Source organism: Glutamicibacter sp. FBE19 (assembly GCF_015524875.1).
Lineage (GTDB): Bacteria > Actinomycetota > Actinomycetes > Actinomycetales > Micrococcaceae > Glutamicibacter > Glutamicibacter halophytocola.
Genome location: NZ_JACKQN010000006.1, coordinates 219,830 through 228,184, shown reverse-complemented (window position 1 = coordinate 228,184; position 8,355 = coordinate 219,830). Strand labels below are relative to the sequence as shown.

General features: G+C 57.1%; 6 protein-coding genes, 1 tRNA gene and 1 pseudogene. 5 read left to right on the top strand and 3 right to left on the bottom strand.

Annotated elements, in window-relative coordinates; all coding sequences use genetic code 11:
* Nucleotides 1-163: pseudogene (locus H6F58_RS18225) on the bottom strand (IS481 family transposase); the annotation flags it as partial.
* Nucleotides 164-766: 603 nt separating this feature from the next.
* Here H6F58_RS18225 and H6F58_RS11875 point away from each other — a divergent pair.
* Nucleotides 767-840 (top strand) — tRNA-Met (locus H6F58_RS11875).
* A gap of 121 nt (nt 841-961) precedes the next feature.
* Here the strand turns inward: H6F58_RS11875 and H6F58_RS11870 are convergent.
* Together H6F58_RS11870 and H6F58_RS11865 are read right to left on the bottom strand one after the other, a co-directional pair.
* Entirely contained in the window at nt 962-1,693 is a 732-nt protein-coding gene (locus H6F58_RS11870) for a PspA/IM30 family protein (protein ID WP_146275460.1), read from the bottom strand.
* A gap of 71 nt (nt 1,694-1,764) precedes the next feature.
* Nucleotides 1,765-3,825: a TPM domain-containing protein gene (locus H6F58_RS11865; RefSeq protein WP_244652554.1), complete on the bottom strand. Its 2,061-nt coding sequence runs from the start codon at nt 3,823-3,825 to the stop codon at nt 1,765-1,767.
* Between the two features lie 239 nt (nt 3,826-4,064).
* Between H6F58_RS11865 and H6F58_RS11860 the strand changes: the two genes are divergently transcribed.
* From H6F58_RS11860 to H6F58_RS11845, 4 genes are all read left to right on the top strand, one after another.
* A complete protein-coding gene (locus H6F58_RS11860; RefSeq protein WP_146275458.1) occupies nt 4,065-5,630 on the top strand; it encodes a trypsin-like peptidase domain-containing protein in 1,566 nt (521 codons plus the stop codon).
* A 185-nt stretch (nt 5,631-5,815) separates the two neighbouring features.
* On the top strand, nt 5,816-6,637 hold the full coding sequence (locus H6F58_RS11855) for an electron transfer flavoprotein subunit beta/FixA family protein (RefSeq protein WP_171919956.1): 822 nt from the start codon (nt 5,816-5,818) through the stop codon (nt 6,635-6,637).
* Between the two features lie 12 nt (nt 6,638-6,649).
* Nucleotides 6,650-7,594: an electron transfer flavoprotein subunit alpha/FixB family protein gene (locus H6F58_RS11850; protein ID WP_146275456.1), complete on the top strand. Its 945-nt coding sequence runs from the start codon at nt 6,650-6,652 to the stop codon at nt 7,592-7,594.
* Nucleotides 7,591-8,352 carry a PIG-L deacetylase family protein gene (locus tag H6F58_RS11845; protein WP_146275454.1) on the top strand — a complete coding sequence of 254 codons (762 nt, stop codon included), beginning with the start codon at nt 7,591-7,593 and terminating at the stop codon, nt 8,350-8,352. Before H6F58_RS11850 ends, H6F58_RS11845 begins: the two co-directional genes overlap by 4 nt.
* Nucleotides 8,353-8,355 lie beyond the last annotated feature (3 nt).

The following is an 8,355-nucleotide window of genomic DNA, read 5'->3' as shown; positions in this document are numbered from 1 at the left end:
TCCGTGTGGTGGAAACGCTCGATTTTGCCTTGGGCTTGCGGGTGATATGGTTTCCAGTTCTTCTGGTGTATCCCCAGTGTGATCAGTAGTTTTTGGACCTGTCCAGGCCTTTGAGCAGGCGTGTGGTGTAAATCAGTCCGTTGTCGCTCTGGGTGCTTTGTGGTGGGTTGGAGTGGTTGATGCACCAGGTGAAACTGTCGATGACGATTTGCGTGGTGGTTTCCTCCAGGACTGAGCAGTGCATCAAATATCGGGAGTGGTCATCGAGTCAGTCAGTGCTGAGAGTGCGGTGTAGCTCGAGTATGCTGACTTTAAACATTGGAGTGCGGCGCAGGTTGGTGTGCGGTTTTTTGCCGGCTGGTTCCAGTGCGCTGTCGACGCCGCCGTGGGCGCAGGGCAGTTGGTAGTAGCGTTGTCGAGGGATTATGTGGCGGCGGGAGATGCCGGGTGGAGCTCAAGCCGGCGTCGCTGATCTTGTGGTAGATGACGTGGTTTCTGGACATGTAATGGTGTCAACGATGTCCCGGCTCATATGTCTAGGATGTCGTAGAACTACACGCTTCACGGGCCACGAAATTGGAACTGGAGACCGAAAGGGTCTCCAGCCTATTCTTCTGAACACGGCCGGATGCGAGATGCCCTTGATGGAGCAATGCCCCAACAGCAACCGGAATGCTTGGAGCGCCTCGAAATCGACGGCGTGACAAAGGACACGGCCTCTCAATTAGCCAAGTCATTCACTGATTGGTAATGTTGTATTTACCGACGCGGGGTGGAGCAGTTCGGTAGCTCGCCGGGCTCATAACCCGGAGGTCAGAGGTTCAAATCCTCTCCCCGCCACGAAAGTGGAAACGGAGATCCGAAAGGGTCTCCGTTCTTGTTTAACGAGTTAAATAACGGTGGTGCGCCGACGCTTGGCATCAGCACACCACCGCAATCTATAAGATCCTAGCAAAGAGGCTCAGCCTTCAAGAGCACCTGCCTGCTTGGACTTCAGTGCCGCCAGACGAGCTTCAACTTCGGTCTGCTCGCCCAGGTCTTCCAACGATTCAAATTGCGCGTCCAGGCTCGACGATGCCAATTCAGCAGCTCCACGAACGCGTGCTTCTTCGCGACGTACCTTTTCTTCGAAGCGTCCGATTTCGCTGGAAGGATCCATGATGTTCACGGACTTAATAGCCTCGTGGACCTGGTTCTGGGCGTGAGCTGCCTTGGCACGTGCCACCAGCTCATCGCGCTTGCCAGCAAGTTCAGTGCGCTTTTCCTTCATCTGGTTCAGGCCGGTCTTGAGCTTCTCGACGATTTCGCGCTGGGAGCTTATGGTTGGCTCTGCAGACTTCATCTCCGATTCAGCTTGCATCTGGCGCTGGATGGCAACCTTCGCCAAGTTATCAAACTTGGCAGCATCATCCGATTTGCCCGAAGCGCGGAATTCGTCTGCCTTGTTCGACGCGGCTAGAGCCTTGTTGCTCCACTCAGCAACTGCTTCTTCGTCTTCGCGGTAGTCGTCCTCCAGCATGCGCAGATTGCCAATGGTCTGGGCAATGGCCTGTTCGGCTTCGGCAATGTTGTCGTTGTAGTCGCGAACCATCTGATCCATCATTTTCTGAGGATCTTCTGCCGAGTCCAACAAGGCATTGATGTTGGCTTTGGCCAGCTGTGAGATGCGCCCGAAGATTGATTGCTTGGTCATGATGGGACCTTCCTAATTGTTTAAGTAATCGCTGATGCTGCATGAACTGCCGGTCAATCTGGATCGGCGGACTAGAAGTTGCCTCCGTCGCCTCCGCCGAAGTCACCTCCTCCAAATCCACCGCCGCCTCCGCCGTCAAACCCGCCGAAGCCGCCGCCACCGAAGAAGCCGTCGTTGCCTCCGGAATGACCACCGCCGTGGCCTCCACCGAGGATGGTATTGATGAGGATGCCACCGAGCACCGCACCACCAACACCGTCAAATACTCCGCCGCCACGTCCACGCCCATAGCCGCCCATGCCGACGCCATCGCCAAACCCGCCGAAGCCGCTGACATCGTTCTCCGCCATTTGGGCTGCCTGGTCTGCCAGCTGGATGGATCGTTGTGCAGCGGCTACCGCGCGAGCTGGGTCCGAGTGTGCGAAGGAATGCGCTTCATCCAGGGTGCGTTGTGCCTCGGCAAGACGAGTGCGGGCCGAAGAGCGGACGCCTCCTCGTCGTGCTCGGATGTAGTCATCTGTACCGTTGATACGGGATGCGGCCGTGTGGAGCAAGGACTGCAATTGATCCCTGGCTGCCTGGTCCTGCTGAGCGCGGCCGCGAAGCGTTGCCAGCGCCTGCCCGAGGGGAGTCGTCGCGTCATCCAAAAGCGTGATCAGCGCAAGCGGGTTGTACTTTCCGCTGGCCATGGCTTGGCGCGTTGTGGACAGCGCGCTTTCAACGCCGGCGATCGGTCCGGCGAGATCGGAGCTGGTTCCTGACGCGAAAGTCGCCTTAGCTTGGGCCAGGTCGCGTTCTGCCAGCGCGACGGCTGCACGAAGGTCCTGTTCAGCCTGCTCTAATGATGCGCCAGCCTTGGCGATTGCCTCCAGAAGGACGTTGGCCTGGTCTTGGGCCTCTTCTGCGTTCTGGATGAGTACCGCAGCGTCGGAGCGGTTCGTCCCGAGCTTCTCAGAAGCCCGCTGCAATGAGGAAGCGGCAAACGTCAGGCGCTCACCGGCTTGCTGCGCGTTGTCCTTGATCTGGGTGACTGCACTCGGATCGTACTTGGCAGAGAGCTGTTCAAAGTCGGCTACACGAGCGGAAAGCCTTTGATTCAACGGTTCCTGATTCGCCTTCACCTCGGTGATGCGGGCTTCAGCATTCTGTTCCAGCTGGCGAAGTTGCTTGAATTCATCGGCATGTTCTTGCAAAGACTGGTTGACGTCCTTGCAGCGGTTGATGATCTCGTTGAGCCATGACCGCTGATCTGCTTCGGTATCGGGAATGTCGTCATCCAGCTGCTGCTGCAACCGGAATGATTCGGTGAGGTGCTCCTTGGCCTTGGCCAGGTCTTGCACGAAGACCGATACCGCTTCCTTGCCATATTGGGCCTCGGCGAAGCCAAGTTCTTGTTGCGAGGAGCGGATGGAATCATCGGCAGCCACGAGCAGCTGATCAGCCTGCAGGCGAAGCTCATCCAATGCGACCAGCGGCTGCTGCGGAGCAGGAGCCCCTGCCATGCCCGGGTAATTGTTATGTTGTGGCGGAAGCCCGCGGGTGTTTTTCCGGCTTCGGCGGGCGAGAAGGAAATAGCCGCCCACTGCCAGCGCAGCGACCACGAGAAGAATGGTCATGAAGCTGCCGCCGCCTGAAGAGCCCTCCGCTGTACCGCCGCTCTCGACGTTCCTGATGCCCTCGATGGCTCCGTCAACTGCACCGATCCAGTTGCTTTCACCGAGTTCTGGGCTAATCAGCGACCTATAGATCTCCGAGTCCTGCTCGCCCAGGGGACCATTGTCCGAACCAACGAATTTTGCCTGCCGGGTTTGGGTAGCTACCGCGAGAATAACGTCGGATTTTCCCAAGCCCTTCTTGTCCGCGACTTCTTTAACCCATTCATCGGCCTTCGCTGGGCTGGAAAATTCGTCAACGTAGATGGCGAAGAGGCTGAGTCCTGTATCGTTTCGGAGCTCTTTGATTTCTTGTTCAATACGTGCTTCGTCAGAACCGAGCACCCCGGAATTATCGATGACAAAGTCGCCAGGCGGGATGGTGACCGGCGACTCGGCCAATGCCGGCGCAGCTATTCCAAGCGATACAACCGAAGCCACCATTGCACTGGCTAGCAGTTTCCGACTCTTCATTCCCATTTCCCGTTCCTGCCTGAAAAGCTAAGTCACACTAAAACCAGGATGTACCCGATCTGGTGTATCCAGAGACTGGATTCACACTTAGAATTGATTCTATTTGCCCTAATGAAGCACGTCTATGACATTCAGCTGCCAGAATAGTTAACTCACAGGCGATGCAAAGTCACCACAATTCGATGCCACAGACCAGACCTGAATAATTAAACCCAAGAGATTCGATAGTTCGAAAGAGGCATGAAATGAGCCAGACCCCGAATGAGCCACGTGAAGAAAACTTGGGTGATTCTGCACGGCCATCAAACGATCACAATAGCCAGCCTTCCGGTTCCCACGAACCGACTGCCCGCTACCCTCGCATGGACCAGGACCCAGCCAGCGTCCAGCAGCCAGGCACTGGCGAGTCGCCAACCGCTCCACGCACTGAGCCGATGAGCGCAGCCACTCAAAACTCTGCAGGCTCTCAATCAGCATCTTCCTACCAGTCGCAGAACAGCGCGGGACAAAATAGCCAGTCCAATTCGCCCTACGGTGCTCCCTATGCCGGCGGCGCGTATACGCAAACCGCATATCCTGTTCCTCCAGAGAAGCAGCCCGGGGACAAGAAGCGATTTGCCGGAAGCACCTTAATCGCTGGCATGGTCGCTGCGGCACTTGTAGGCGGGCTGACCGCAGCCGGCACTACGTACCTCATGAATGATGGAAACAGCACCTCAACCACCGGAGGTTCAGCACCTCGTGAGGGAGTGGTGATCAACAATCCCGACAAGGTCACCGAAGTTACCGCGGCCGCGGCCAAGGCCAGCCCCAGCGTGGTCACCATCGAAGTTTCAGGAAACGGAAACGGCGGTTCGGGCTCGGGCATCGTGCTGGACAACAAGGGCAACATTCTGACCAACACCCACGTGGTCACGCTTGGTGGCGAAGTGGCCGACCCGACAATCACCGTCCAAATGAATGACGGGACGGTGCACGCGGCTAAGGTCGTCGGAACGGATCCGCTTTCAGATCTGGCCGTGATCAACATCCAGGCTGACGGACTTGTCCCGGCAACACTGGGATCATCTTCTGAACTGAACGTCGGCGACACCGCGGTAGCCATCGGCGCACCTCTTGGATTGAGCGGAACGGTCACTGACGGCATCATCTCCACCCTGAACCGTACAATTTCCATTGCTTCTTCCGCTGTTCCAGAGGAAAGCGATCAATCCAATGGCGATGACGGCAGCCAGTTCAACTTCCAATTCCCGGGCCAGCAGCAGCAACAACAACAGCAGTCCAGCGGCTCGATCTATGTCAACGTCATTCAGACCGACGCAGCGATCAACCACGGTAATTCGGGTGGCGCATTGGTCAATGCCAACGGCGAGATCATCGGCGTGAACGTTGCCATCGCTTCTTCCGGATCCAGCGAAGAAGGCGGATCCATCGGTGTGGGCTTTGCGATCCCGATCGACTATGCGAAGCGCATCGCCCAGGAACTCATTGAAAACGGCTCAGCCACTCACGGTTTGCTCGGAGCCACGGTGACTGCGCAGGGTACTTCTGAACAGGGCGCGCAAAATACCTCGTCCTTCTCGGTGGGAGCCAAGGTTGTTGATGTGAGCGCCGGCTCGGCCGCCGAAAAGGCAGGCCTGAAGTCCGGAGACGTCATCACTGGCGTGAACGGGCGTGCAGTGCACGATTCTCAAACCGTGACCGCGGCAATTCGCGAAATTGCAGCCAACGGTGAAGCTGAAATCCGGTACCTGCGCAATGGCCAGGAGAAAACGGCCAAGGTCACCGTAGGGGAATTGTCAAAAAACTAAATAAATCTTCATGATGACGCAGTGAAGTGGGTGACGCAGGCTGGTGACGAACCAGCCTGCGTCACTTCTTGCACTTTCGGCGATAAAGAACGAGCCAATCGTGATGTATCGATACGATAGACAGTGAATAAGAAGTCCAACCAGTCCCAGGGCTGTTGGACGCGAAAGCTTGTAGGAAGGCTCGAATGACCGAGGAAACCACGGCACCGCTGAAAATAGTGGTGCTGGTAAAACATGTTCCCGACGTTCAATTTGATCGTCACATCGACTCTGGGTCGTTGCGTCTTGACCGTGCAGAGTCGGTACTTTCTGAACTTGACGAATATGCGGTCGAAGCGGCCGTAGCCCTTGTCGAGTCCCAGGGAGGCTTCGCCGCTGGGCATGAAGTCATTGCAGCAACTATGGGCGGTAAGAGCGCAAGCAATTCGGTGAAGAAAGCCTTGCAGATGGGGGCCAGTTCGGGGCTTCACCTGAACGACGAGGCTTTGGCTGGGTCGGACACCATCGCCACGTCCAAGGCGTTGGCGGCTCTTGTCGAGCATGTTGGAGATGTGGACCTAGTCGTCACTGGCATGTCCTCGACCGACGCTGAAACTTCGGTTGTTCCAGCGCAGCTGGCCGAGCGCCTGAATTTTGCTCAACTGACTCATGCCCTGGCCGTCGATTTTGACGCGGCCAGCCGAGAGCTGACCATTCGACGCGACCATGCGGACCGCACACTGAGCCTGGCTGCGGCCCTGCCAGCAGTATTATCGGTGACTGATCAGGCCAATGAGCCTCGTTACCCGAACTTCAAAGCCATCATGGCCGCCAAGAAAAAGAGCCTCACCGAAGTCGACTTGGCCGGCATTGGTTTGGCTGCTGATGCAGTTGGAGCGTCAGGATCACATTCTGCTGTGCTCAACGCGAATGCTCGACCTGCCCGCGAAGCCGGAACTGTCATTAATGACAATGGCCAGGCTGGAATTGCCTTGGTTGATTTCTTGGCCGAACAAAAGCTGATCTAAGGAATATTGAACATGCCTTCAGCACTAGTATTTTTCAACGAACTTTCCGATGTCCCGTCCAAGGCACAACGCGAGCTTTTGACCCTCGCATCGCGCTTCGACGAGGCAACACTGGCCGTTGCCTCTGAGGTTTCGCAGGAAGCTCAGGAAGTAGTCAACGGCTACGGGGTAGCCAAGCTTCTTGTTGCCTCCGGTGGCGACGACGCGTTCATCGACCATTCGCTCTCGGTCCTCGAAGCCGCGGTGAAGCTGAGTGCCGCCGATGTAGTCCTGGTTGCCAACGATAATTTCAACCGCGAGATCGCAGCTCGTTTGGCTGTGCGACTCGATGGAGCAGTAGTTACGGACGCTACCGATGTTTCGGCAGATCTCGTCGTTACCAAGGACGAATTGGCTGGCAGCTACAGCGCCCAGGCCAAGGCAACCAGTGGAACACTATTTGTCACCATGAAACCAAACAGCATCGAAGACGTGCCGGGGGAGCAGGACGGGCAGCTTGACGTTCTTGCCCTGGAACTTCCAGGGGCAGCTGCGCCGCAAATTCGCGTTGTAGCAACCGAAGCGAAGGCCGTATCGGATCGTCCGAAGCTGACCGAAGCACGAGTAGTAGTCGCGGGCGGACGCGGCGTCAACGGGGACTTCGGCCCTGTTGAGGACCTTGCCGACGCTCTATCCGGTGCCGTTGGCGCCTCGCGCGCCGCGACAGACGCTGGTTGGATCTCGCATGACGCGCAGATCGGCCAGACCGGTGTGACGGTGTCACCGCAGTTGTTCATTTCTGCTGGCATCTCTGGTGCGATTCAGCAGAAGGCTGGCATGCAGACCAGCAAGTGCATCATTGCCATCAATAAGGATGTCGACGCACCTGTTTTCGAAATCGCTGATTTCGGTATCGTTGGCGATCTGTCAAAGGTGCTTCCACAAGCCGCAGAAGAGATTCGACGCCGCCAAGCATGATCGACACATCTAGATTCTTCGGTGCGCAAACCGAACGGGTCCTCGCTTTCGGCGCGCATCCAGACGACCTGGATTTTGGCGCTGCGGGCACCATTGCGGCATTCACCACCGCGGGCGTCGAGGTGCAATATTGCATCATGACCGATGGTGATGCCGGTGGTTTTGATGATCGAGACCCACAAGAAACCGCCGCTTTGCGCCACGCCGAGCAGAAGCAGGCGGCTGAAAAAGTCGGCGTCAAGACCGTGCACTTCTTGGGCGAACGCGACGGCTTCCTCGAAGCCAACCACGACGTCATGCGCAAGGTCGTGCGGCTAATCCGACAGGTCAAGCCAACCATCGTCATGGCGATGCATCCTGAACGCAACTGGGATCGAATCCAACGTTCGCATCCGGATCATCTAGCCTGTGGCGAGGCGGTAACACGTGCTATTTATCCGGCGGTGGAGAATCCCTTCGCCTACCCGGAGCTACTTCGAGAAGAAGGCCTGGAAGCCTACAGGGTTCCTTGGTTGTGGCTCTATGGCGCGCCGAAGGAACGAGAAAACAGTTTTGTCGACATCACGGAGTACTTCGATAAGAAAATGGATGCCTTGCGCGCCCATTTCACGCAGCATCCGGACGTCGCGGCCATGGAGCGGTTCGTACAACAACAGTGTGTCGCCAACGGGCAGCGCGCGCAGCTTGCCGAAGGACGATTAGCTGAAGCCTTCCATCTGGTAGCTGTGAACGCTGACGATACAATCGCTGGCTTCTAGCCG